Below are 22,771 nucleotides of genomic sequence, written 5' to 3' on the forward strand. Positions count from 1 at the left end.
TTAACGCGCCCAGCGCTAAGCTGGTAGCGAACGGACATGGGTCAGGAGACAGGCATGCGTGGAATGGACGTGGTGGTGGTGGGCGCCGGGCCGGCCGGCCTGTGCTTTGCGCGCGCGCTGGCCGAAAGCGGCCTGCAGGTCGGGCTGGTGGAGGCGCAGCCGCGCCAGGCGCTGGCGGCGGCCGCCTTCGACGGGCGCGAGATCGCACTCACCCATGCCTCGCGCCAGACGCTGGAACAGCTGGGCCTGTGGCAACAGCTGCCGGCCAGCGAAATTGCCGAACTGCGCGATGCCAAGGTGCTCAACGGCGGCTCGCCGTTCGCGCTTACCTTCGCCAGCGAACGCACGGCCGATCAGCCGCTGGGCTGGCTGGTGCCCAATCACCTGATCCGGCGGGCGGCCTGGCTGGGCGTGCAGGACCAGGAGGGCCTGCAGCTGTTCGACGGGCGCAAGCTGCAATCGCTGCGTGCCGACGCGCAGGGCCACGTGGTTACCCTGGATGACGGCAGCCAACTGCACGCACGCCTGCTGGTGGCCGCCGACAGCCGTTTTTCCGCCACCCGCCGCATGCTGGGCATCGGCGCGCAGATGCGCGACTTCGGTAAATCGATGCTGGTGTGCCGCATGCAGGTCGAGCGCGACCATCACCACACGGCCTGGGAATGGTTCGGCTACGGCCGCACCCTGGCCCTGCTGCCGCTCAACGAAGGGCAGGCGTCAGCGGTGGTCACCCTGCCGCCGCGGCAGATCGAGCAGCTGCTGGCGATGGACGAGGTGGCCTTCGGCCAGGCCATCACCGGGTTCTTCGAGCACCGCCTGGGGCAGATGCAGCCGGTGGCCACGCCGCAGGCCTATCCGCTGGTCGGTGTCTACGCGCACCGTTTCGTCGGCAGCCGCTGTGCGCTGATCGGCGATGCTGCCGTGGGCATGCACCCGGTCACGGCCCATGGGTTCAACCTGGGTCTGGCCAGTGCGCAGCGGCTGGCGCAGGGCATCCTGGATCAGCAGCGACGCGCGGCGGACATCGGCGCCGAGGGCATGCTGGCCCGCTACGAGCGCGGGCACCGGCTGGCGTCGCGGCCGTTGTACGAGGCCACCAACGCCATCGCCAGCCTGTATACCGATGACCGCGCGCCGGCCCGCCTGCTGCGCGCGGCCGGGTTGCGGCTGGCGCAGGGCGTGGCGCCGTTCCGCAAGGTGATTGCCTCGCATCTGACCCAGCGCGTGGCCTGATCCTGCCTTGCCCGGCCGGGTCAGCCGGCCGCCAGCACGCGGATCTGGCTGTCGTTGAATTCCACCACCTGGCCTGCGCGGATCTTGCAGGCCTTGCGCAGCTCGACCTGGCCGTCCACCAGCACCTGGCCGTCGCCGATCACCATCTTGGCCTCGCCGCCGCTGGTGACCAGGTCGGCCAGCTTCAGCAACTGCTTCAGTTCGACGTACTCGCCGTCGAGGTCGAATTCGAGAATCTGCATGGAACGCGGTTTCCTGGTGGGGGCGGGCCGGGGCCGGCCGCGCGGGTCGCGTATTGTGCGCCAGTGTGGGCGGCCATGGATGCGAATGGTTTCCTGTACGCGCCGTTCAGGCACGGTGCGGTATCATTCCGCTCTGAGCGAGTGAATCTCCCTCCGAACGAGCAGCGCCAGGGCACGCGATAAGAAGGGCGCCCAAAGCGCGGACCATCCCTTTTTTATCGCACTGCCATGCAGATGGCCGTGCCTTTGGAGTTTTCCATGTCCCAAGATTCCCAAGCGCCGCTGCAGTTCTCGCAGCTCGGCCTGTCTGAGCCTGTCATGCAGGCGGTCAGCGCCATCGGCTACGAAACCCCCTCGCCGATCCAGGCCGCCACCATTCCGGCCATGCTGGAAGGCCGCGACGTGCTGGGCCAGGCTCAGACCGGTACCGGCAAGACCGCGGCCTTCGCGCTGCCGGTGCTGTCCAACATCGATCTGCAGCAGACCAAGCCGCAGGCCCTGATCCTGGCGCCGACCCGCGAGCTGGCTATCCAGGTGGCCGAGGCGTTCCAGTCGTATTCCTCGAAGATCCCCGGTTTCCGCGTGCTGCCGGTGTACGGCGGCCAGCCCTACGGCCAGCAGCTGTCGGCCCTGCGCCGCGGCGTGCACATCGTGGTCGGTACCCCCGGCCGCGTGATCGACCACCTGGACCGCAGCACCCTGGACCTGTCCGAGCTGAAGACCCTGGTACTGGACGAAGCCGATGAAATGCTGCGCATGGGCTTCATCGACGACGTCGAAGCCGTGCTGAAGAAGCTGCCGGAGCAGCGCCAGGTGGCCCTGTTCTCGGCCACCATGCCGCCGCAGATCCGCCGCATCGCGCAGACCTACCTGCAGGACCCGGTGGAAGTGACCATCGCGGCCAAGACCACCACCTCGGCCAACATCCGCCAGCGTTACTGGTGGGTGAGCGGCATGCACAAGCTGGATGCGCTGACCCGCATCCTGGAAGTCGAGCCGTTTGACGCGATGATCATCTTCGCGCGCACCAAGGCCGGCACCGAAGAACTGGCCAGCAAGCTGCAGGCCCGTGGCCTGGCCGCGGCCGCCATCAACGGTGACATGCAGCAGGCCCAGCGTGAGCGCACCATCGCCATGCTGAAGGAAGGCAAGCTGGACATCCTGGTGGCCACCGACGTGGCGGCCCGTGGCCTGGACGTGGAACGCATCAGCCACGTACTGAACTACGACATCCCGTACGACACTGAAAGCTACGTGCACCGCATCGGCCGTACCGGCCGTGCCGGCCGCAGCGGCGAGGCGATCCTGTTCGCCACGCCGCGCGAGAAGGGCATGCTGCGCCAGATCGAGCGCGCCACCCGCCAGCCGATCGAAGAAATGCAGCTGCCGAGCGTGGAAGCGGTCAACGATACCCGCATCAACAAGTTCACCTCGCGCATCAGCGAAACCCTGAGCGCCGGCGGTCTGGATTTCTACCGCCAGCTGCTGGAGCGTTTCGAGACCGAGCAGAACGTGCCGGCCATCGAAGTGGCTGCCGCACTGGCCAAGATGCTGCAGGGCGATACCCCGTTCCTGCTGCAGCCGCCGGTGCGTGCGCCGCGTGAAGAACGCGCGCCGCGCGAGCGTTTTGATCGTGGCGACCGCCCGGAACGCGGTGATCGCTTCGACCGCAACGAACGGGGCCCGCGCTTCGAACGTGGCCCGCGCCGCGAAGACGGCGAAGGTGGTTTCGAACAGCGCCCGCGCCGTGAAGTGCCGCCGCGTGGTGCACCGGACCAGGGCATGGAGACCTACCGCATTTCGGTGGGCCACCAGCATGGCGTGAAGCCGGCCAACATCGTCGGCGCCATCGCCAACGAAGCGGGCCTGGAAAGCCGTTACATCGGCCGTATCGACATCCACGACGATTTCTCGCTGCTGGACCTGCCGGCGCAGATGCCGCAGGACGTGCTCAGCCACCTGCAGAAGGTTTGGGTGTCGGGCCAGCAGCTGCAGATGCGTCCGCTGGCGGCCGGTGAAGAGATCAACCCGGCACCGCGTCCGTTCAAGCCGCGCTTCGACAAGCGCGGTCCGGGCGGTCCGAGTGGCCCGCGCCGCGGTGGCCCCGGCGGTGACCGTGAAGGTCGCCCGCCGCGCCGTGATGGCTTCAAGCCGCGCGGTCCGCGCAGCTTCTAAGCACCACGCCTGAAGGGGCGGTGGTCGATTGGGCATTCATCTTCGGATGGCCCGGGCGACCGCCGCCCTTTTTCGCGGGCTTCGCACCGTCCACACATCCTCGGTTCTAGGCTGAACGGGTTGCGCAGGAGGTTGCCACCGTAATCGCGTCCGGGGGGATCCAGGATGGGTAGGAGGGGTAGCGAGCAGCAGGACCGACGGGTGCCGATGACCCGGGGGTTGGGGTTGCGGTTTGCATTGCTGACCGGGATGGCGATCGGCCTGGTCGGGCTGTCAGCTGTGATCCAGGAGCTGCAGGCAGCGTCCACCGCCTGGATTGCCGGCCAGGGGCACTGGTCGCGCGGCCAGCAGGAGGCCACCTCGGCGCTGAGCCGATACCTGGTGCGCGGCCAGTTGATCGATCTGAATGATGCCGAGCGTGCGCTGCAACTGCCGCTGGGCGACCTGCACGCGCGCCTGGCCCTGGAACAACCCGAGCCGGACGAGGCGAGCGCCCGTGCCGGCTTCCTGCGCGGCGGCAACGCCAAGGGGGATGTGGCGCGGTTGGTGTTCTCGTTCCGCCATGCCCGCGATTTTGGCGCGTTCCGTGATGCCACCACCCTGTGGCGGCAGACCGACCCGGGCGTGCTGGCCATGCAGGCACTGATCAGCGAACTGCGCCAGCGCCACCGTGAAGGCCCCTTGTCGGCACAGGCACGCGATGCCTACCTGCAGCGCCTGCGCGACATCGACCAGACCCTGCAAGCGCAGGCGAAGGCGTTCTCCCAGGCTTTGCTGGACATGGCGCGGGCGGTACGCATCGCCACCCTGGTGGTCGGCGGCGTGTCGGTGCTGGGCATCACTCTGATGGCCATTGCCCTGGCCCGGCGCGTGGGCAAGGACATGGGCGAACATGAAAGCCGCTTCCGCGCCGCGTTCTACCAGGCCAATGTGGGCATGCTGAAGCTGGACGCGCAGGGCCGGGTCATCGAGGCCAACCAGGCCATCGCCGATATCCTGGACTACCGCCGCGACCAACTGCTGCAGACCACCTTTGCCGAGCTGTTGATGGAAGGCGAGCTGGTGCTGGACGAGCACGGCCAGATCGACTGGGAGCGGCAGCTGCGGCCGGGCGAGCTGCGCTTCCGCCGGCGTGACGGCAGCCTGGTGTGGGGCCGCTGGAGTGGCACCGGCGTGCGTACCCACGGTCGTGGTCTGTCAGTGTTTGCGATCGTCGAAGATGTCAGCCAGCACCATGCCCTGGCCCGCGAGATCGAGCACCACGCCAGCCATGACCCGCTGACCGGCCTGATCAACCGCCGCGAGATCGAGCGGCAGCTGGAGAACGCCCTGCTGAAGGTGCGCGCGGAAGGTGGCGTGCATTCGCTGTGCTACATCAACCTGGACCACTTCAAGCTGGTCAACGACAGCTTCGGCCACGCCGCCGGTGACCAGATGCTGCGCGGCTTCGCCGAGTACCTGATCGGCGCGGTGCGCGACGGCGACTGGGTCGGCCGCCTGGGTGCCGACGAGTTCGCGGTGTTCCTGGCCCGCGCCAGCCAGGACGAGGCCAAGCGTGTGCTGCAGCGGCTGCTGCGCAACCTGGGCCAGGCCACGTTCCCGATCAGCGAAGGCAGCCCGCAGTTGAGCTGCAGCATCGGCGTGGTGGAAGTGACCGCCGACGCGCAGGACGTGAACTGGCTGATGAGCGCGGCCGACAGCGCCTGCTATGCGGCCAAGCAGGCCGGGCGCAACCGCATCCACTGTTTCAACGAAGACCGCCTGGCCTTGGAGGAGCGGCGGCAGGAGGCCGAGCGCCTGCAGCGGGTCAGCCGGGCCATGGCCGAGAACCGCATGCTGCTCTACGCCCAGCGCATCGCCAAGGTGGGCGATCCGGGCTACCTGCATTACGAGGTGCTGGTGCGCATGCGCGATGCGGCCGGCGCACTGCACCTGCCGGGCCAGTTCATGCCGGCGGTGGAACGCTACGGCATGGCCGTGGCGCTGGACCGGCATGTGCTGGGCCTGTTGTTCCGCCACCTGCAGGTCTGCCCGGCGCACGTGCGCCAGCTTGGCCTGTGCAACGTGAACGTATCGGCGCAGTCGATCGCCGAACCGGGGTTCCTGGCCTTCGTCTGCGACCTGCTGGAACGCAACCGCGCGCTGGCGGCCAAGCTGTGCTTCGAGATCACCGAAACAGCGGCGATCAGCAACCTGACCCAGGCGCGGGCGTTCATCGATGCGGTGAAGGCGCGCGGCTGCCGCATGGCGCTGGACGACTTCGGCTCGGGACTGTCCTCGTTCGGCTACCTGCGGCAGTTGCCGGCCGACATCCTGAAGATCGACGGGGCCTTCGTGCGCGACATGGGCAGCGACCCGGTCAGCCATGCCACGGTGCGCGCGATCAGCGAACTAGGCCGCGAACTGCAGATGGAAGTGGTGGCCGAATGGGTGGAGACCGAGGAAGTGGCCAACGCACTGGCGGCACTGGGCGTGCAGGGCCTGCAGGGGTTCGCCATCGAGCGCCCGCAGCCGCTGGAACGGCTGACCCTGGCCGACCAGCGACCGCTGCGCCTGGTGGGCCAGCCCGGAGCGGACCACTGATCCGGCGCGCTGCACGGCCCCACCTTTGGTCTACACACAGGCGCCGCCGCAGGCTGCGATAATGTCACCAAGGGGCGACGTGCACTGGGCGCGGACATAAGCAACAGCGGGACACAGCGTGGTCGGCAGGCACGTGCGGTTTGAAGTAGGGGCAGTGCTGGTGGTGCTGCTGGCCTGGCTGGCATTGCCCTGGCTGGGCCACGCGCGCGCGGCCGAAGCCGGGCGCGACTATCTGCTGGTGGGCGCCGCTACCGATGTGCCCACACCGCACCGCGCGTGTACGCCGCAGATGCTGGGCGGGCCGCGCCAGGAAGTGCGGGTGGATGCCCCGCCGGGCGGCTGGTCGGGCGAACCGCAGGCGCTGGATGTGTTCAACGTGTTCGCCGGCGAAGTCCGCCTGCAGCATGGCGAGCGCGAGATCTGCGGCAACATGGACGATGCGCGCACGCGAGATTCGCGCTTCCGCGCCGGCATTGGCATGGTGGCCGTGCCCCGCGCCGGCAGCCATGAACCCTTCTTCGTTTCCTGGCAGACCCCACTGAAGGCACGCTGGGTGCCGACCCTGCGGCTGGGCGCGCCCAGCCCGGTGCAGCAGAACGACACCGCACGCCTGCTGGTGCGCGCGGCCTGCATCGCGGTCGCCATCGCGCTGGCGCTGTCGGCGCTGATGGGCTACTTGACCACCCGTGACCGCAGCTTCCTGTTCTACATCGGCGCCACGCTGATCCTGGTGCTGTGGCAGGCGGTGCTGGGCGGCCTTTCTGGTTACCCCGAACCCTGGCTGCCAGTGGGCGAGCGCGCCGCCTGGTGGTTGATCGCGCTGACCGCGGCCACCCAGGCCATGGCACTGCCGGCGCTGTGGCGCCTGAACGGTGGTGACCGGCAGTTGCCGCGCTCGCGCCTGCCGCAGCAGATCGTGCTGTGGGGCCTGCTGGCGGTGGCCGCGCTGGTGCCGTGGCTCGGCCGCGACGGTCTGCAGGTGGTGGCGGTGGGCCTGCAGGTCAGCTTCATCCTGGGCTGTGCGCTGTCGCTGGCGGTGGGCCTGTGGGCGCGGCTGCGTGGCGATGTGTGGTCGCAGGCCGGGCTGGCCGCGCTGACCCCGATGCTGGTGCTGATCGCCGCCGACGCCGCCAGTGCCGGCTGGTTGCTGGAATACCGCGTGGAAGCGCTGCAGCTGGCGGTGACCTGGCTGCTGATGATGGCCGCCTACGCCCTGAACCTGCGCCTGGGCCGCCTGCGCCAGCAGCGCGACGAGATGCGCCACCTGGCCGAGACCGATTCGCTGACTGGCCTGCCCAACCGCCGCGCCGGCCTGCAGCAGCTGGGCGAACACCTGCAGCGCGGTGCGCGCGACGACGGTAGCCTGGTCATCGGGTTCCTCGACGTGGACCTGTTCAAGGACATCAATGATCGCCACGGGCATGAGGTCGGCGACCAGGTGCTGGTGGCGGTGGCCCGCGCCCTGCGCGCCAGCGTGCGCGGCCAGGACGAGGTTGCGCGGATGGGCGGCGAGGAGTTTCTGGTCGTCCTGCCGGGGGTGTCGCGCGAGGACGCGCGGCGGCGCCTGGACGTGCTGCGCCAGCGCATCACCGAAGCCTGCCAGAGCCTGCAGGTGCCGGGCTTGCAGGTGACCGCCAGCATCGGCCTGGCGCAGTGGCGGCCGGGCCAGGACGATCTGGCAGCCCTGCTGCGGCGTGCCGACCACGCCATGTACGTGGCCAAGCGCGGCGGCCGCAACCGGGTCTTCGACGGCGAAACCGCAGATTCCGTTGCCGTTGCATGAGGCGGGGAGGGTGGCAATGCCGGATAATGGGTGCATGACCACCCGACTCAACAAACATATTGCCGAAACCGGCTTCTGCTCCCGCCGCGAGGCCGACCGTCTGATTGCCGAACGGCGCGTGACCGTGAACGGCCACCCGGCCGGCACCGGCGCGGTGGTCGGCGAGGATGACACCGTGCTGGTGGACGGCCAGCCGCTGCGCGCCCGCACCGCGCGCAAGCCGGGCGCGCGCCGCCACGTCTACATCGTGCTGAACAAGCCGGTCGGGGTGACCTGCACTACTGAAACCTCGGTGAAGGGCAACATCGTCGAGTTCGTCGGCCACGAGCAGCGCATTTTCCCGATCGGCCGCCTGGACAAGGAGTCGGAAGGCCTGATCCTGATGACCAGCAATGGCGACATCGTCAACCAGATCCTGCGTGCCGAGAACGGCCACCAGAAGGAGTACCTGGTGGCGGTGAACAAGCCGGTCACCGACGAGTTCCTGCGCGGCATGGCGCGCGGCGTGCGCATCCACAACCAGATGACGCTGCCGTGCCGCACCTCGCGCATTGCCAAGTTCGGTTTCCGCATCACCCTGCAGCAGGGCCTGAACCGGCAGATCCGCCTGATGGCGGCGGAGTTCGGCTTCCGCGTGACGCAGCTGCGCCGCGTGCGCATCGACAACGTCAAGATCGGCGCGCTGAAGCCGGGCCAATGGCGCAACCTGACCGACCAGGAGCTGCACGGGCTGCTGCCGCAGCAGCAGGACTGGTAAGCCCCGCTGGGGCCAATGGCCGCCGGGCATGCGTGCCGCTGGGCTTCCCGGTCACCATCAGCATCGGCGTGGCCCAGTACCAGCCGGGCGAAAACAGCGACTAGACCTTGGCCCGCGCCGACGCCGCGCTGTACCGGGCCAAGGCCAGCGGCCGCAACCGCGTGGAGCTGGCCCCGTAGAGTCGAGCTTGATCGACTGATTCTGTAACGTCGAGCCATGCGCGACGGCGATCAACGCCCATGCGCGCGCGGGTGGTGTGTTATTCGGCGATGTTGCGTGCCTCGGCGGTGCCCAGGATTTCCGGGTGCTGCACCGGCTTGCGGCGGTTCAACAGCGGGTGCAGGAACACGGCGCCGACGATGATCGCCACGCCCAGGTAGAACCACGGGGTCACTTCGTGCTGTTCGTTCAGCAGCACCACCGCCAGCACCACCGCGTACACCGGTTCCAGGTTGGTCACCAGCTGCACCGTATAGGCGCTCAGGTGGCGCAGCGCCACCAGGGCCAAGGCAAACGGCAACAGGGTGCAGGCGCCGGCCAGCACCAGCAGCAGGATGCCGTCATGCAGGTCCGGCACCACCCACAGCGGGCTGGCCAGGGCTGGCAGCAGGTACGGCATCAGCGGCGCCAGCAGGGTCAGGGTGAGGGTGCCGGCACCCAGCTCCAGCGCGGTGACCGTCAGCGGATCGGCATGGCTGACCATGCGCTTGTTGAGTGAGCCGAACACGGCCACCAGCAGCGCCGACAGCGCACCCACCAGCACCCCCAGACGCATGCCATCGGGTACGCCGCCCACCACCAGCGCCACGCCCGGCAGCACGGCCAGGCCGAAGGCCAGTTCGCGCAACTGGAATGGCCGTTTGGCCACCCAGGGCTCGATGATGGAGGTGAACACCGGCGCCAGCGCAATGCAGGTGGCCGCCACCGAGGCGTTGGCCAGCTTCACCGCGCCGTAGAACGTGAGCCAGTGCAGCGCCACCAACGCACCGATGCCGGCATAACCGGCCACCAGCCGCAGCGGCAGGGTACGCAGGCCACGCCAGACCCGCGGCAGCAGCGCCAGCATGGCCACCACCAGCAACATGCGCCACCACACCAGCGGCAGCGCCGGCAGGGTGATCAGCTTGCCGAGGATGGCGGTAACGCCCCACAGCAGGACACAGAAGTGGATCTGCCAGAGCGCTTTGCGGGTATCGGGGGTGGTCATGTGCGTATTGTGCGGCATGCGTGTGGCGGCCGGCGATGGCTGCGGCATGCCCGCCGCACCTCACTTGCCGGTGCCATGGCCCCCCTGTGTTTCTTCAGTTACCCCACTGTGCCCAGTACGCTGCCGGTGTGCCTGGGCTGGGTCTGCATCGCGCGTGGGAACTCCACCGTCGGCGCGACCGTTGAGCCTGTGTGTGCCTACTGGCCCGTCCCGGCGCGCCACGGGTCGTAGCTGCCGAACCACCACAGATAGCCTTCCGGGTCGGCGCAGGCATAGCCGCGGCCACCGTAGTCCTGGTCGGCAATATCGATGACGATGCGCGCACCGGCGGCCTTGGCACGGACGTAGTGGGCATCCACATCGGCCACGATCACACAGGCACTCTGGGTCTGCCGCCCACCCACCTCGTCGGGCATCACCGCCAGTTTCGACCACTCGCCGCCGTTGCTGGCCGAACCCAGCATGATCATGCCCTGGCCGAACACCAGCTGGGCATGTAAGACCGTTTCGCCCTCGGCGTACACCGCCTGCGCGTGGAACCCGAAGGCGCGTTGCAGCCAGTCGATTGCTGCCAGCGCATCGCGGTAGCGCAGGCAGGGAATGATGGTGGAGCCGCTGCCCACTGCATGATCGTCAACCATGGCACCCCTCCTATGGCACAGGGCAGGGTGGATCGCCGCCCGTTACCATCGTGCGAAACCCCGGTGACGGCCTGCACATGGCCGCGACCCCTGTTCGGAGATGGTGCTGGATGAAAACCTGGATCGGAGGAGCCGTGCTGCTGGCGTGCACCACCATGGCGAGTGCGGCCACCCCGCCGCAACTGCAGGACCTGGACGCAACGGTCGAGCGCGTGCGCGCGCAGTTCGACGTGCCCGGCGTAGCCGTGGCCGTGGTCAAGGATGGTCAGATCGTGATGGAACGCGGCTGGGGCGTGCGCGAACTGGGCAAGCCGGCACCGGTGCAGGCCGATACGCTGTTCGCCATCGCCTCCAACACCAAGGCGTTCACTGCTACCTCGCTGAACCTGCTGGCCGAGGACGGCAAGCTGAAGATGGACGACAAGGTGATCGACCACCTGCCGTCGTTCCGCATGTCCGACCCCTTCGTGACCGGGCAGATGACGATCCGCGACCTGCTGTCGCACCGCAGCGGCCTGAGCCTGGGCGCCGGTGACCTGCTGTTCTGGCCGACCACCTCCTACAGCAACGCCGAGGTCGTTCAGCGGCTGGGCCAGGTGCCGCTGAAGGGCGGCTTCCGCGAGCGCTATGCCTACGACAACATCCTCTATGCGGTTGCCCAGCAGGTGATCGAGAAAGTGTCGGGCATGAGTTACCAGCAGTTCCTGCAGACGCGCATCTTCGACAAGGTGGGCATGGCCGGTACCCGCTACAACGCCGACCACCTGCAGCCCGGTGACAACGCGGCGGTGGGCCACGCCAAGTACGATTTCAAGGACCTGCGCACCGTTGCCCCGCTGACCTGGTCGAACAACGCCGGGGCCGGTGGCATCTATTCCAGCGCGCACGACATGGCGCGCTGGATGCAGGTGCAGCTGGCCGAGGGCGCGCTGGCCGACGGCACGCCGCTGTTCAGTGCCAAGACGCAGAAAAGCATGTGGCAGATGATCACGCCGCAGGCCATTGCCACGCCGAGCGTGCCCGAACTGGAGCCGGCACGGGCCAACTTCGCCGGCTATGGCGAGGGCTGGAACCTGAGCGACTGCCGTGGGCAGAAGCTGGTCTGGCACACCGGCGGCTGGCCGGGCATGGTTTCGCGGCTGACCCTGGTGCCGGGCCAGAAGCTGGGCGTGGTGGTGCTGACCAACCAGGAATCGGGCGCGGCCTTCAACGCGATCACCCTGAGCGTGCTCGACGCCTACCTGGGCGGCGAAAAGCATGATTGGGTCGACGCCTACGCCAAGGGCGTGGCCAAGGGCCAGGACAAGGCCGACGAAGCCTGGGCCAAGCACCAGGCCGAGCGTGCCAAGGGCACTACGCCGTCGCTGCCGCTGCGTGGCTATGCCGGCCAGTACCGCGATCGCTGGTACGGCAACATGACCATCGTGGCCGAGGGCAAGGGCCTGCGCCTGAGCTTTGCCAAGACCGCGCAGCTGACCGGCCGCCTGGAGCACTGGCAGCACGACACCTTCATCGTGCGCTGGGACGACCGCTCGCTCAACGCCGATGCGTTCGTAAACTTCAGCCTGGACCCGGACGGCAAGGTGCGCGAAGTGCGCATGCAGTCCATCTCGGACCTGACCGATTTCAGCTTCGACTTCCAGGATCTGCAGTTCACCCCGGTCACCCCGTGACGGTAGCGCCGGGCCGTGCCCGGCGAGCGCGCGGGATAAACACCCGGCATGGGATAATCCCTGCGCTGATTGATGGCGAGGGACTGTGATGTTTCGTTGGTTTGAATCTCTGATTCCGGTGTTCCCGCCGGTCGATGGCCGCATGCCGCCGCAGAAGGTGCTGCCGTTCTACCTGCACTACCTGCGCCCGGTGTGGCCGGTGCTGATGGCCACCCTCATCGCCGGCCTGCTGCTGGCGCTGGTGGAAGTGGCGATGTTTGATTACCTGGGCCGCATCGTCGACATGGTCGCCGAACAGCCCGGTGCCGGCTTCTTCCAGCGCCACGCCAATGAACTGGGCTGGATGCTGTTCATCACGGTCATCGCCCGGCCGATCCTGGTCGGCCTGCACAACCTGCTGGTCAACCAGGCCATCGTGCCCGGCCTGAGCAACCGCTCGCGCTGGCTGATGCACAACTACGTGGTGCGGCAGAGCCTGAGTTTCTTCCAGAACGATTTCGCCGGCAGCGTGGCCAACCGAGTGATGCAGACCGGTACGTCGCTGCGCGAATCGGCGGTGCAGATGGTCGATTCGCTCTGGTACATCGTGGTCTACACCGGCACCGCGCTGTATCTGTTCGCGCAGGCCGACTGGCGGCTGATGGTGCCGCTGATCCTGTGGCTGCTGGCCTATGTGGTGATCCTGGCGTACTTCGTGCCACGCGCGAAGCAACGCGCATGGATCGCCTCGGAAGCGCGTTCCAAGGCGATGGGCCGCATCGTCGATGGCTACACCAATATTCCCACCCTGAAGCTGTTCGCCCACGGCGGCCGCGAGCAGGCCTACGTGGCCGAATCGATCCAGGAGCTGGCGGTGAAGCATCGCGCACAGACGCGCATCACCACCGGCATGGACCTGACCATCGCCATCGTCAACGGCTTCCTGATTGCCGGCACCTGCGGCCTGGCGCTGTGGCTGTGGAACGGCGGGCACATCACCGTGGGCGCGATCACCCTGGCCACTGGCCTGGTCATCCGCATCCACAACATGTCCGGCTGGATCATGTGGACCATCAACGGCATCTTCGAAGACATCGGCACCGTGCAGGATGGCATCACCACCATCGCCCAGCCGCTGACCGTGCAGGACCGCGACGATGCGGTGCCGCTGCAGGTGGCCCATGGTGGCGTGCATTTCCAGGACATCCACTTCCATTACGGCAAGAAGGGCGGGGTGATCGCCGGCCTGGACCTGGTGGTAAAGCCGGGCGAGAAGATCGGCCTGGTCGGTCCGTCCGGCGCCGGCAAGTCGACCCTGGTCAACATCCTGCTGCGCCTGTACGACCTGGAAAGCGGCCGCATCCTGATCGACGGGCAGGACATCGCCCACGTCACCCAGGAAAGCCTGCGCCAGCAGATCGGCGTGGTCACCCAGGACACCTCGCTGCTGCACCGTTCGATCCGCGACAACCTGTTGTACGGCCGTCCCGACGCCAGCGACGAGCAGCTGCGCGCCGCCGTGGCCAAGGCACGTGCCGAAGCGTTCATCGACACGCTGGTGGACGGGCAGGGGCGCCGTGGCTATGACGCCCACGTCGGCGAGCGCGGGGTGAAGCTGTCTGGTGGCCAGCGCCAGCGCATTGCCATCGCCCGCGTGCTGCTGAAGGACGCACCGATCCTGGTGCTGGACGAAGCCACCTCGGCGCTGGATTCGGAAGTGGAAGCGGCCATCCAGGACAGCCTGGACGAACTGATGGGCGGCAAGACGGTGATCGCCATCGCGCACCGCCTGTCCACCATCGCGCGCATGGACAGGCTGGTGGTGATGGACCAGGGCCGCATCGTCGAAACCGGTACGCACGCCGAACTGGTCGATGCCGGTGGCCTGTACGCGCGGCTGTGGGCGCGGCAGACCGGCGGCTTCATGGCCGCCGATCAATAACCGCATCGGGGTCGGATCCCTTTCCGCAGGAAAGGGCTCTGACCCCCTGCTGGACCAGGGAGGTCCCATGAAACGAAATTGCAGGCACGTGATCGCACTCGCCATGTGTGTTGGCGCTTCGGCAATGCCTTCTGCGTACGCCCAGAATGTGACTCCCGCCACCGATCCTGTCGTCCAGATCGTTGCAAAGAAAGAAGGGCTGACAGCAGAAGAAGCCGACAGGCGTCTGCGCCTTCGAATGGCGGCTGGAGAAGCGCTTCAGAAGATCGTAGAGGTCATGCCGGACAGGTTTGCAGGCAAGACGTTTACCGAGAACCCGATGGTCGTGACGGTCAGGCTGACCGGAGCCGACCCAGTGCCGTCCAGGATTGTTGACACGCGATACGGGCGGGTCACCTACCATTTCACGGTGGGTGCGCCGCATTCGCTGGCTGAGCTTCAGAACGTAGTGGGGTCTGGAAAGATCCAGGCGCTTTTCCCGGAGCATCAGGGGATAATGGTCGACGGCGAGCGCGGCGTCATCGTGGTCGAGTTGCCTGCAAAGGACTTCGAGAACACTTACGAAAGCGAAGCGCTTGATGTCAGGCGTATGTTCTCTGTTCCGATCGAGCTGAAGAAGGCTGCAGCGCCTGTGAAACTACTCTCAGCACCCCAGGTGCGCGGTCCGGCGCGCTAGCCCCATCGGGGTCAGAGCCCTTTCCGCAGGAAAGGGATCTGACCCCAAGCGTGGATGAAAAACGGCCCGGGTTTCCCCGGGCCGTTCTGGTTCAAGCGGAAACCCGCTCGATTACTCGATCGGCTGGTCCAGCATCAGCTGGCGGGCGAAGCGCACCGGCGGCGCGCCGTAGGACAGCATCTGGTCGTGGTAGGCCTTCAGGTTGAACTTGTCGCCCAGCTTGTCCTGCATGGCCTTGCGGGTGTCGAAGTGCTCCTGCGCACCGACGAAGTAGGTCGGCAGCTGCGCCGAGGTCAGCTGCGCGCGCACCCACTTGCCGCTCGCTTCGCTTTCCTGCTGGAACGCATCGTGGGTCATCAGGTGCATCGCCTTTTCGCGATCCCAGTTGTCCACGTGCACGCCCTGGTCCAGGATCGCGTTGGAGATGGTGCGCAGGTAGAACTTCAGCTGCACCAGGTGGAACAGCGGGTCGTTGTTGAGGTAACCCTGCTCCTGCATCATGCGCTCGGTGTAGACCGCCCAGCCTTCGGCGAACAGGCCCGAACGCAGCACGGCGCGCAGGGTGGAGGGGAACTTGGCCGAATGCCAGCCTTCCAGGTAATGGCCCGGCGTGCCTTCGTGGATGCTCAGCAGGTGGATCATGCGCGAGTTGTATTCGCGCAGGAACGAATCGACCTGCTTGTCATTCCAGTCGTCGGGAATGGGCGAGACCGCGTAGAAGGTCTTCAGGTTCTTGTCCAGCGGGCCCGGCGAATCGCAGTAGGCCACGGCCACGCCACGCTGGAATTCGGGCATCAGGATGATGTCCACCGGTGCATCGGGCAGGGTCATCAGGTCGTGTTCGCGCACGAACGCGGTGGACTGCTCCAGCGCGGCCTTGGCATCGTCCACCACCTTGTCGCGCGCCGGCTTGTCGGCGTAGGCCAGCTCCAGCGCCGCTTCGATCGCCTTCTGCTGCTGCTCGTCGGTCGGCTGGGCCGGCATGTCCGGTGCGCCCGGCTTGTCCTTCAGCACGGTCTGCGCGATGCCGTACATGTCCTCGCGCACGCGCTTGAGTTCGGCACGCGCACGCTCGCCGATCTCCTGGCGCGACAGCGAGGAATTCAGCGCGAACTTCAGCTTCTGGTCGTACTTTTCCGCACCGATGCGGAAGTCGCCCTTGGCATTGGGCACCAGGGTCTTGTCCAGCCAGGTCTGCTGCTCGTCCACGGCCTTCTTCAGGCCATCGATGGCCGCCTGCAGGCGCCGCTGGTCGGCCTGCGGCAGTTCACCGATATGCGGGGTGATGAAGGTATCGACGATGCTGAGGATGCCCTTGTTCTGCTTGGCCACCGTCTCGGCGTGGATCTTCGGCACGCGTGCCGGGTCCAGGTTCTCGCGTGCCTGGGCGAAGATCGCCGGCAGCTTTTCCATACGTGCGGTGGCCGACTTCAGACGCTCGGGCAGCGGGGCGAATTCGCGGGCCATCAGGCCGTAGATCGCACTGCCGGCCAGGCCGTTGTACAGCTGCGGGTCCCACTTGCCTGCCTGCAGCACTTCGGCGTTCCAGATTTCCGACTGCAGCTGGTTGCGCAGGATCGCCGCGTCCACCTGGTTCTCGCGGCCCAGCTTGGCCACCTCGATCTTGTCCAGCTCGCCCAGCAGCGCCTTGTAGGCGGCCACGGTCTTCTGCTGGCCGGCGGCGCTCAGGTCGTCGATCTCGCTGTCGTAGCGGTGGTCGCCGATCTGGGTGGCGCTGACCGGCGACAGCTGCATCCAGGTATCCAGGGCGCGCTTGGACAGATCGGCGAAGGCCGCATCGGCGGCCTGGTCAGCGGCCTGCTGGCCAGCGGCCGGGGTGGAGGCGTTGGTCGGGGCGTCGGCCGGCTGGCAACCGGCCAGGGCGGCAACCAGGGCAAGGGCAAGAAGATGCGGGCGCATCAGGCGTTCCTGTACGGGGTCAAACCCCGAGCATAGGCCGCCGGGGCTGCTTTGTCCCCCTGCCATAGGATTACCATGTGCGCCACAGGGAATCTTCATTGGAGCGCAGGACATGCAGGAACAGGGACGCGGCCGCTACGGCACGATGGCGGTGATGGCCAAGGGGGCGCTGCTGGCGCTGGCACTGACCGGCTGTGCCAAGAACGGTGAAATGGCCGCCGATGCCGGCGGTGTTGCCGCTGCCGCGGTCGCTTCACCGGAAGGCGCGTTCCTGGCCTACGAGCACGACGTGCAGGTGCAGCTGCCGGCCGAGCAGATCGCGCCGCGCATCCAGCAGATCGCGCAGGCCTGCCAGAGCGCGAAGTTCGGCGACTGCGCAGTCCTGCAGGTCAACCAGCGCAGCGGCGAGCGCCCCGATGGCGAGGTGCGCGTGCGCATTGCGCCCAAGGGCACCGAACCGCTGATCGCGCTGGCCGGCGAAGGTGGCACCGTGCAGTCGCGCAACACCCGTGCCGAAGACCTGGCCCAGCAGGTAGCCGATACCGCGCTGACCAAGGCGCGGCTGGAAAAGGAGCACGCGCGTCTGCTAAGTTACCAGGATCGCAAGGACCTGAAGGTGGAAGAGCTGCTGGCGGTCACCGCGCGGCTGTCTGAAATCGAGGCGGGCGTGGAGCAGGCCAACAAGGACAGTGCACAGCAGCGCCGCCGTATCGACACGCAGCTGGTGACGGTGCACTTCGGCACGACCTCGGGCCAGCGCAGCCGCAGCGAGATCGGTGAAGCGCTGAGTGAATCGGGCAGCATCCTCAGCACCAGCGTGGCCTTCCTGATCCGCGCGGCCGCCGCGTTGCTGCCGGTGGCGGTCATCGCACTGCTGTGTGGCTGGGGCGTCCGTACCTGGTGGCGGCGCCGCCGTCGCAAGGCCTGACCGGCGCCGCAGTGCGGGTAGCGCCGGGCCATGCCCGGCGACGCCTCAACCCTCGTCGGTCTCGTATTCGACGAACACATCCAGCTCCAGCGCCAGTTCCTGCACCGCATCGCGCACCTTCTGCGCGGTGCTCTCGTTGCCCACTTCCACTTCCAGCTCGTGGATGCCCGGACCGATATCGTCCGACAGGCCGGCCGAACTGGAATCGTCGTCATCCATGTGCGGCATCAGGTCGTCGGTTTCTTCAACGTGCTCGATACCTTCCAGCCCCAGCAGCAGATCGCTGATGGCGCGGGCATCGTCTTCGGTTCCGGTGATTCGCAGTCGCAGCATGGACATGGCAGTGTCACGTGGTGGGAGTTCAGCGCAGCCTAGCCAGCGGCAGGCAAAGACCGGGTGAGGGCGCTGTCAGCCGACGGTCGGTGTGCGGCCCAGCAGGCTGTCGGGCAGGGCGGGAATGGGCGTGCGCTCGTCGTGCGCCTGGCCCAGCAGCCAGTCGATGAACACCCGCGCCGCCGGGCCGGGCGGTTGCCCTTCGGCATGCACCACGTAGTAGCTGTAGCGCGCCTTCATTGCGGGGCCGGGCAGGCGCACCACTTCGTAGCGCTGCAGGTACGGTTGCGCGATGTGGGTGCGTGCCAGCACCGCGCCCATGCCATACACCGCCGCGCGCATCGCATCGGTGCTGTCGGCGAAGGTGTGCATGGGCGGCAGCGGCGAGGGCGGTCGCACCCCGGCGTGACGGAACCAGTCGCGCCAGCCCTGCGGGGACAGATCGCTCAGCAGCGGCAGGTCGGCGATGCGTGCCGGGTCGTCCAGCGTTTCCACCCCGGCCAGCGCCGGTGAGGCCACCGGGAACAGCTGGTCGTCCATCAGGTGCTGCGCGTGCAGTCCCGGCCATTGGCCCAGACCGTAGCGGATACCGACTTCCGGGCCGCTGTCGTCGTAGCGGTCCAGGCCGCTGCCGGTGTGCAGTTCGATGCGGATCTGCGGGTGGGCCTGGGTGAAGCGCGGCAGGCGCGGCAGCAGCCAGCAGTACGACAGCGACCGCAGCGTGGTCACCCGCAGGGTCACGCTGTCGGCGTCCGGTTGCAGGTGGTGGGCCACGGCGGCCACATCGGTGAACGCGGCGCTGGCGGCGTCGGCCAACTGGCGGCCCTCGGCGGTCAGGCGCACCCCGCGCGCATGGCGCAGGAACAGGCGGGTTTCCAGCACCTCTTCCAGGCGGCGCACATGGTGGCTGACCGCGCTGGCGGTCAGGTGCAGTTCCTGCGCGGCCTGGGCGAAGTTCTGGTGGCGTGCGGCCACCGCGAAGACGGCCAGTGCAGGCAGCAGGGAAGGGCGTAGCAGCATGTCCAGCCTCAAACCATATTTGTGGCTGACAGCGATACTACGCGCTTGTGCGGCAGGCGTCTGCGGCCGATGCTGTGTGCCCGGTGGTTTGACAGACGATGGACGGAGGCAGCACATGAATGCGGTACCACAGGTGGCCGAGCGCGATTGGCGCACGCCGCTGGAACTGACCCTGCTGGGCGCCATCTGGGGCTGCTCGTTCCTGTTCATGCGCGTGGCCGTGCCCTCGTTCGGGCCGTTCGCGCTGGTGGAAGTGCGCCTGGTGCTGGGCGCACTGGTGCTGATGCCGTTCCTGTGGCGCGCCCGTGCGCAGTTCCCGCCGCGCCGCTGGCTGTGGCTGGCGCCGATCGGGCTGATCAATTCGGCACTGCCGTTCGTGCTGTTTGCCTATTCGGCCGAGCAGGCGCCCGCAGCTATTGGCGCGATCTGCAATGCGATGACGGTGCTGTTCGCCGCGCTGATCGCGTTCCTGTTCTTCGGCGAAAAGATCGGCGTGCGTCGTGCCGGCGCGCTGCTGGTCGGCTTTGCTGGCGTGGTGGTACTGGCCACGGCCAAGGTGTCGGGCCTGAGCATCGGCATGGCCGTGCTGGCCGGTGCCGCGGCGTCGCTGCTGTACGGGCTGGGGGTGAACCTGGTGAAGCGGCACATGACCGGCCTGCCATCGGCGGCCGCCGCTGCCGCGACGCTGGGCTGTGCCTCGCTGTGGATGCTGCCGATGGCGGTAACGCATTGGCCGCAGGGTGCCATTCCGCTGAAGGCCTGGGGCGCCGCCATCGCGCTGGGCGTGGCCTGCACCGGCCTGGCGTTCCTGATGTTCTACCGCCTGATCGGCCGCATCGGCCCGTCACGTGCGTCCACAGTGACCTACCTGATTCCGCTGTTCGGCGCCGCGTTTGCCTGGCTGTTCCTGGGCGAACCGGTGACGCTGCAGATGCTGGTTGCCGGCGGATTGATCCTGGGCAGCGTGGCGGTCAGCCAGAAAAGCTGAGGCGCATTGGCGTGCACCCGTCGGTAGCGCCGGGCCGTGCCCGGCGAGCGCAGCGGCCGATGTTGACCTTCGTGCGCACCCGCCGGGCATGGCCCGGCGCTACCGCACCGGCACCGGGATGTTGCACAGGTCGATATGCCCGGCTGGGCGCTTGTAGAAATCATCCACGCGGTTGCGCCGCGCCTCGACCGTGTCGGCGAAGGTCTTGGAATCGGTGCGCAGCACCTGGATCGGGGTGCGCTCGGCCGCGGGCACGTCGCTGGCGCGGCGGATCGATACGATCGGCGTGCGCAGCTTCGGGTCTGCGTAGAAGCCCATGGGCGCCGGTCCGCGCGGAATCGCACTCAGCAGTTCCATGCCCTTCAGCACGCGGCCAACCAAGGTGATGTTGCGGTCCAGCTGGCGCGGTGACTGCCCGGTCACCACGTACAGCTCGGCGCCGATGCTGCTGTCTTCCTCATTGCTGCGGCCCGCGCCGAGCATGCCGTAGCAGTGTGCCAGCCAGGCCTTGCCGGCCTGCGGGTCCTGGCCCACCGGGAAGCCATCGACGAAACCGGTCTGCGCCGCCCAGCCGTCGCGGTCGGGCAATACGCTCACCTTCAGGCCAGTACTGGCGCGTTCGAATTCGGCCGGCAGCTTGCGCGCGGCACTGCCGAACGGCTTGGCCTTGTTGGCGTCGTCGGCATCGGCGTCGCCGAACTGCACCACGAAGTTGTCCTGCGAACGGTAGATGCTGGTGCCGTCCCAGAAATGCTCGTGGGCGAAGGTCTGGATGTTGGCCACATGGCGCGGGGCAAACTGCGGCGCCAGTTCGATGATCACCCGTCCGGCCGGCAGATCCATGTACAGCAGGTTGGCCGGGTCCGGGGTGCGCCAATCGCTGGCCGCGGAAGCATCAAGGATCTGCTGCGGGCTGCGGTAGGGGGTGGCAGCGCTGGCCAGGGCGGGCAGCAGGCAGGCGAGGGCGAGGGCGGTCAGGGCAGTGCGACGGCGGTGCGGCATGGGATCCCCGGATCGAAGGTGTCAGCCGATTCTGCGCCACCGGCGGCGCCTGCGCCATCGATGCCCTCTGGTTTTGCCGATGCGCGTACGGCACTGTGTGCACATCGGCAGGGAAGCATGCAATGAGCGAACAACACTCCGCCACGCCCGAAGCGGCGTTGCACGCGCTGGTCAAATGGACGTTGAGAGGCTTCGTTGATGATGACGTGGACGCTGTGCGCTGGTTGCAGGCACTGCCTCCTCGCACGTTGTTCGACGTCGATGAGCGTCTGCGCAGCTGGTGGGCACCACGGCAGAACGAACTGCTTTCCAGCGTGCAGATCTACCAGGGCACATCGCTTGAAGTACGTGCGGCGGCATTGTTCCTTGCCGGATGCGATGGCAATGGCCATACCCGCGAGGCGGCGCTGCGGACGATGCGCTCGGTGCCCAGCCACCTGACGTTGTCCTGCGCCCTGCTGCGCTGCAATGACTGGGTGGCCGAGGTGCGTGCGGTGGCGCAGGAGGTGGTGCTGTCCCTGCTCGGGCAGTGCGCGGTACATCACGTGTTGGCGGCCTGGCCGATCGTGGTGCGCCTGCGCAATGCGCAGCGCATCGACCGCGCGTGGCTGCAGGACACGCTGTTCGGGTGGCTGGCATCGCCCTCCCGCCAGCAGGTCCTTGAAGGATTGCTGGGGCACCCCGACGCACGTACGCGGCTGGCGGCCTATGCCATCGCCCTGCAGACCCATCCAGACCGAGCAGCACTGCGCGCGCATGCGCTTGGCGACAGTGATCCGCACGTTTCTTATCAGGCGCTGACCGACCTTCTGCGGCATGGCGCGCCCATGGACATCGACAGGCTGTGTCCGCTGGCCCTGTCCGCGCCATCCGCCCGCGTGCGTGGTGCCGCGCTGCGCGCGCTGGTGGAACGCGAAGTGGTTGGACTGGACGCGCACATCGAAGCGGCGGCATTCGACCGTTCGCGCGGTGTGCGCCGCTTGGCGGCATGGCTGCTGCAACAGCGGCAAGCCCGTCCCGCCATCGCGTTGTGGCGCCAGGAGTTGCAGCCGCCAGGGCGCGGACGCTGGCGCGAGGCGTTGGCGGCGCTCGCCGATCACGCCGAGGCCGAGGATGTGCCTGCATTGCGCGCCTGGTTGCCGCAGGTGTCGGCGCGTCATCAGCGCAACTGCCTGCGCGGTTGGGTGCGGGCCGAGGGCGGCGCCGGCCTGGCGTTGCTGCGGATGGCACTGGAAATGCCGGGTCGCACGGTGAATGCGATGCTGGACAGCGCGAACGCGCTGTGGGTTGCGGAGCTGGATCCACCGAGGCTGCTGGCGTTCTGCCACGATGGTCCTTCGCCTGTGGCGTGCGCTGGGCTGCTCCGGCTGCTGCCGCGGTTGCCGTTGTGGCAGCACCTTGACCTGCTGCTGGATGCGGTGCCGCAGCGCGAAGATGAGCGCGCGTGGCACCTGCAGCTCGCGCACGACTGGCTTCGCCGCAGCGAGCAGTACTCGCCGCTGGGCCCCGCCCGCCGGCAGGCACTGGTCAGCCGGCTTGAAGCGGGCAGACATGGCTTGCCCGAGGCCGTTGCGGCACAGGTGCTGCTGGCCGTGCGCCAGGCCTGACGCCCCCTTGCCTCACGGCAGGGTGACTAACGACACATTCGCTATACCGGACTTCGCACTACTGTTGACTCCAACATAGTGG

At 67.7% G+C, this 22,771-nt stretch carries 18 protein-coding genes and 1 pseudogene; 12 read left to right on the forward strand and 7 right to left on the reverse strand.

The window, feature by feature from the left end; all coding sequences use genetic code 11:
• Positions 1 to 54: 54 nt before the first annotated feature.
• Entirely contained in the window at positions 55 to 1,233 is a 1,179-nt protein-coding gene (gene ubiM, locus C1932_RS06315; protein ID WP_108761579.1) for a 5-demethoxyubiquinol-8 5-hydroxylase UbiM, read from the forward strand.
• A 20-nt stretch (positions 1,234 to 1,253) separates the two neighbouring features.
• On the opposite strand, the gene C1932_RS06320 is transcribed toward ubiM, so the two are convergent.
• On the reverse strand, positions 1,254 to 1,475 hold the full coding sequence (locus C1932_RS06320; protein WP_108752563.1) for an RNA-binding S4 domain-containing protein: 222 nt from the start codon (positions 1,473 to 1,475) through the stop codon (positions 1,254 to 1,256).
• Between the two features lie 258 nt (positions 1,476 to 1,733).
• Here C1932_RS06320 and C1932_RS06325 point away from each other — a divergent pair, with 258 nt between their 5' ends.
• The 5 genes and pseudogenes from C1932_RS06325 to C1932_RS20140 all read left to right on the forward strand — a co-directional run.
• Complete coding sequence (locus C1932_RS06325; RefSeq protein ID WP_108763366.1) at positions 1,734 to 3,650, forward strand: DEAD/DEAH box helicase; 1,917 nt, start codon at positions 1,734 to 1,736, stop codon at positions 3,648 to 3,650.
• 165 nt (positions 3,651 to 3,815) lie between these two features.
• On the forward strand, positions 3,816 to 6,233 hold the full coding sequence (locus C1932_RS06330; RefSeq protein WP_108761580.1) for an EAL domain-containing protein: 2,418 nt from the start codon (positions 3,816 to 3,818) through the stop codon (positions 6,231 to 6,233).
• A gap of 118 nt (positions 6,234 to 6,351) precedes the next feature.
• Positions 6,352 to 8,016 (forward strand): diguanylate cyclase, encoded by a 1,665-nt coding sequence (locus C1932_RS06335; RefSeq protein WP_108761581.1) that lies wholly within the window; start codon positions 6,352 to 6,354, stop codon positions 8,014 to 8,016.
• A gap of 34 nt (positions 8,017 to 8,050) precedes the next feature.
• Positions 8,051 to 8,773: a pseudouridine synthase gene (locus C1932_RS06340; protein WP_108749033.1), complete on the forward strand. Its 723-nt coding sequence runs from the start codon at positions 8,051 to 8,053 to the stop codon at positions 8,771 to 8,773.
• Positions 8,774 to 8,805: 32 nt separating this feature from the next.
• Positions 8,806 to 8,952 (forward strand): annotated as a pseudogene (locus C1932_RS20140) (diguanylate cyclase); the annotation flags it as partial.
• 80 nt (positions 8,953 to 9,032) lie between these two features.
• Here C1932_RS20140 and C1932_RS06345 read toward each other — a convergent pair.
• Both C1932_RS06345 and C1932_RS06350 read right to left on the reverse strand, forming a co-directional pair.
• Positions 9,033 to 9,980 (reverse strand): DMT family transporter, encoded by a 948-nt coding sequence (locus C1932_RS06345; protein WP_108763367.1) that lies wholly within the window; start codon positions 9,978 to 9,980, stop codon positions 9,033 to 9,035.
• 197 nt (positions 9,981 to 10,177) lie between these two features.
• Positions 10,178 to 10,621, reverse strand: a complete 444-nt coding sequence (locus C1932_RS06350) for a VOC family protein (RefSeq protein ID WP_108761582.1) — start codon at positions 10,619 to 10,621, stop codon at positions 10,178 to 10,180.
• A 110-nt stretch (positions 10,622 to 10,731) separates the two neighbouring features.
• Here C1932_RS06350 and C1932_RS06355 point away from each other — a divergent pair, with 110 nt between their 5' ends.
• The 3 genes from C1932_RS06355 (at position 10,732) to C1932_RS06365 (ending at position 14,891) form a co-directional block, all read left to right on the forward strand.
• Positions 10,732 to 12,294: a serine hydrolase gene (locus tag C1932_RS06355; RefSeq protein ID WP_108761583.1), complete on the forward strand. Its 1,563-nt coding sequence runs from the start codon at positions 10,732 to 10,734 to the stop codon at positions 12,292 to 12,294.
• 88 nt (positions 12,295 to 12,382) lie between these two features.
• Complete coding sequence (gene smrA, locus C1932_RS06360; RefSeq protein WP_108761584.1) at positions 12,383 to 14,215, forward strand: multidrug efflux ABC transporter SmrA; 1,833 nt, start codon at positions 12,383 to 12,385, stop codon at positions 14,213 to 14,215.
• Positions 14,216 to 14,303: 88 nt separating this feature from the next.
• Positions 14,304 to 14,891 (forward strand): hypothetical protein, encoded by a 588-nt coding sequence (locus C1932_RS06365; RefSeq protein ID WP_159094503.1) that lies wholly within the window; start codon positions 14,304 to 14,306, stop codon positions 14,889 to 14,891.
• Between the two features lie 111 nt (positions 14,892 to 15,002).
• Here the strand turns inward: C1932_RS06365 and C1932_RS06370 are convergent, their stop codons facing one another.
• Complete coding sequence (locus C1932_RS06370) at positions 15,003 to 16,811, reverse strand: DUF885 domain-containing protein (RefSeq protein WP_108761586.1); 1,809 nt, start codon at positions 16,809 to 16,811, stop codon at positions 15,003 to 15,005.
• A gap of 154 nt (positions 16,812 to 16,965) precedes the next feature.
• Here C1932_RS06370 and C1932_RS06375 point away from each other — a divergent pair, with 154 nt between their 5' ends.
• Positions 16,966 to 17,739, forward strand: a complete 774-nt coding sequence (locus C1932_RS06375; protein ID WP_108763368.1) for a DUF4349 domain-containing protein — start codon at positions 16,966 to 16,968, stop codon at positions 17,737 to 17,739.
• A gap of 45 nt (positions 17,740 to 17,784) precedes the next feature.
• On the opposite strand, the gene C1932_RS06380 is transcribed toward C1932_RS06375, so the two are convergent.
• Together C1932_RS06380 and C1932_RS06385 are read right to left on the reverse strand one after the other, a co-directional pair.
• Positions 17,785 to 18,078, reverse strand: a complete 294-nt coding sequence (locus C1932_RS06380) for a hypothetical protein (RefSeq protein WP_108749042.1) — start codon at positions 18,076 to 18,078, stop codon at positions 17,785 to 17,787.
• Between the two features lie 69 nt (positions 18,079 to 18,147).
• Positions 18,148 to 19,092 (reverse strand): LysR substrate-binding domain-containing protein, encoded by a 945-nt coding sequence (locus C1932_RS06385; RefSeq protein WP_108761587.1) that lies wholly within the window; start codon positions 19,090 to 19,092, stop codon positions 18,148 to 18,150.
• A gap of 115 nt (positions 19,093 to 19,207) precedes the next feature.
• Between C1932_RS06385 and C1932_RS06390 the strand changes: the two genes are divergently transcribed.
• Complete coding sequence (locus C1932_RS06390; protein WP_108749044.1) at positions 19,208 to 20,080, forward strand: DMT family transporter; 873 nt, start codon at positions 19,208 to 19,210, stop codon at positions 20,078 to 20,080.
• Positions 20,081 to 20,179: 99 nt separating this feature from the next.
• Here the strand turns inward: C1932_RS06390 and C1932_RS06395 are convergent, their stop codons facing one another.
• Positions 20,180 to 21,082 carry a peptidylprolyl isomerase gene (locus tag C1932_RS06395; protein WP_108761588.1) on the reverse strand — a complete coding sequence of 301 codons (903 nt, stop codon included), beginning with the start codon at positions 21,080 to 21,082 and terminating at the stop codon, positions 20,180 to 20,182.
• A gap of 158 nt (positions 21,083 to 21,240) precedes the next feature.
• Between C1932_RS06395 and C1932_RS06400 the strand changes: the two genes are divergently transcribed.
• Entirely contained in the window at positions 21,241 to 22,689 is a 1,449-nt protein-coding gene (locus C1932_RS06400; RefSeq protein ID WP_159094504.1) for a HEAT repeat domain-containing protein, read from the forward strand.
• Positions 22,690 to 22,771: the final 82 nt, after the last annotated feature.

The organism is Stenotrophomonas sp. YAU14D1_LEIMI4_1, assembly GCF_003086815.1.
Classification (GTDB): domain Bacteria; phylum Pseudomonadota; class Gammaproteobacteria; order Xanthomonadales; family Xanthomonadaceae; genus Stenotrophomonas.

Coding starts and splice junctions, on each gene's coding strand:
- ubiM (WP_108761579.1), top strand. CDS start 55: ATGCGTGGAATGGACGTGGTGGTGGTGGGCGCCGGGCCGGCCGGCCTG.
- C1932_RS06320 (WP_108752563.1), bottom strand. CDS start 1,475: ATGCAGATTCTCGAATTCGACCTCGACGGCGAGTACGTCGAACTGAAG.
- C1932_RS06325 (WP_108763366.1), top strand. CDS start 1,734: ATGTCCCAAGATTCCCAAGCGCCGCTGCAGTTCTCGCAGCTCGGCCTG.
- C1932_RS06330 (WP_108761580.1), top strand. CDS start 3,816: ATGGGTAGGAGGGGTAGCGAGCAGCAGGACCGACGGGTGCCGATGACC.
- C1932_RS06340 (WP_108749033.1), top strand. CDS start 8,051: ATGACCACCCGACTCAACAAACATATTGCCGAAACCGGCTTCTGCTCC.
- C1932_RS06345 (WP_108763367.1), bottom strand. CDS start 9,980: ATGACCACCCCCGATACCCGCAAAGCGCTCTGGCAGATCCACTTCTGT.
- C1932_RS06350 (WP_108761582.1), bottom strand. CDS start 10,621: ATGGTTGACGATCATGCAGTGGGCAGCGGCTCCACCATCATTCCCTGC.
- C1932_RS06355 (WP_108761583.1), top strand. CDS start 10,732: ATGAAAACCTGGATCGGAGGAGCCGTGCTGCTGGCGTGCACCACCATG.
- smrA (WP_108761584.1), top strand. CDS start 12,383: ATGTTTCGTTGGTTTGAATCTCTGATTCCGGTGTTCCCGCCGGTCGAT.
- C1932_RS06370 (WP_108761586.1), bottom strand. CDS start 16,811: ATGCGCCCGCATCTTCTTGCCCTTGCCCTGGTTGCCGCCCTGGCCGGT.
- C1932_RS06375 (WP_108763368.1), top strand. CDS start 16,966: ATGGCCAAGGGGGCGCTGCTGGCGCTGGCACTGACCGGCTGTGCCAAG.
- C1932_RS06380 (WP_108749042.1), bottom strand. CDS start 18,078: ATGTCCATGCTGCGACTGCGAATCACCGGAACCGAAGACGATGCCCGC.
- C1932_RS06385 (WP_108761587.1), bottom strand. CDS start 19,092: ATGCTGCTACGCCCTTCCCTGCTGCCTGCACTGGCCGTCTTCGCGGTG.
- C1932_RS06390 (WP_108749044.1), top strand. CDS start 19,208: ATGAATGCGGTACCACAGGTGGCCGAGCGCGATTGGCGCACGCCGCTG.
- C1932_RS06395 (WP_108761588.1), bottom strand. CDS start 21,082: ATGCCGCACCGCCGTCGCACTGCCCTGACCGCCCTCGCCCTCGCCTGC.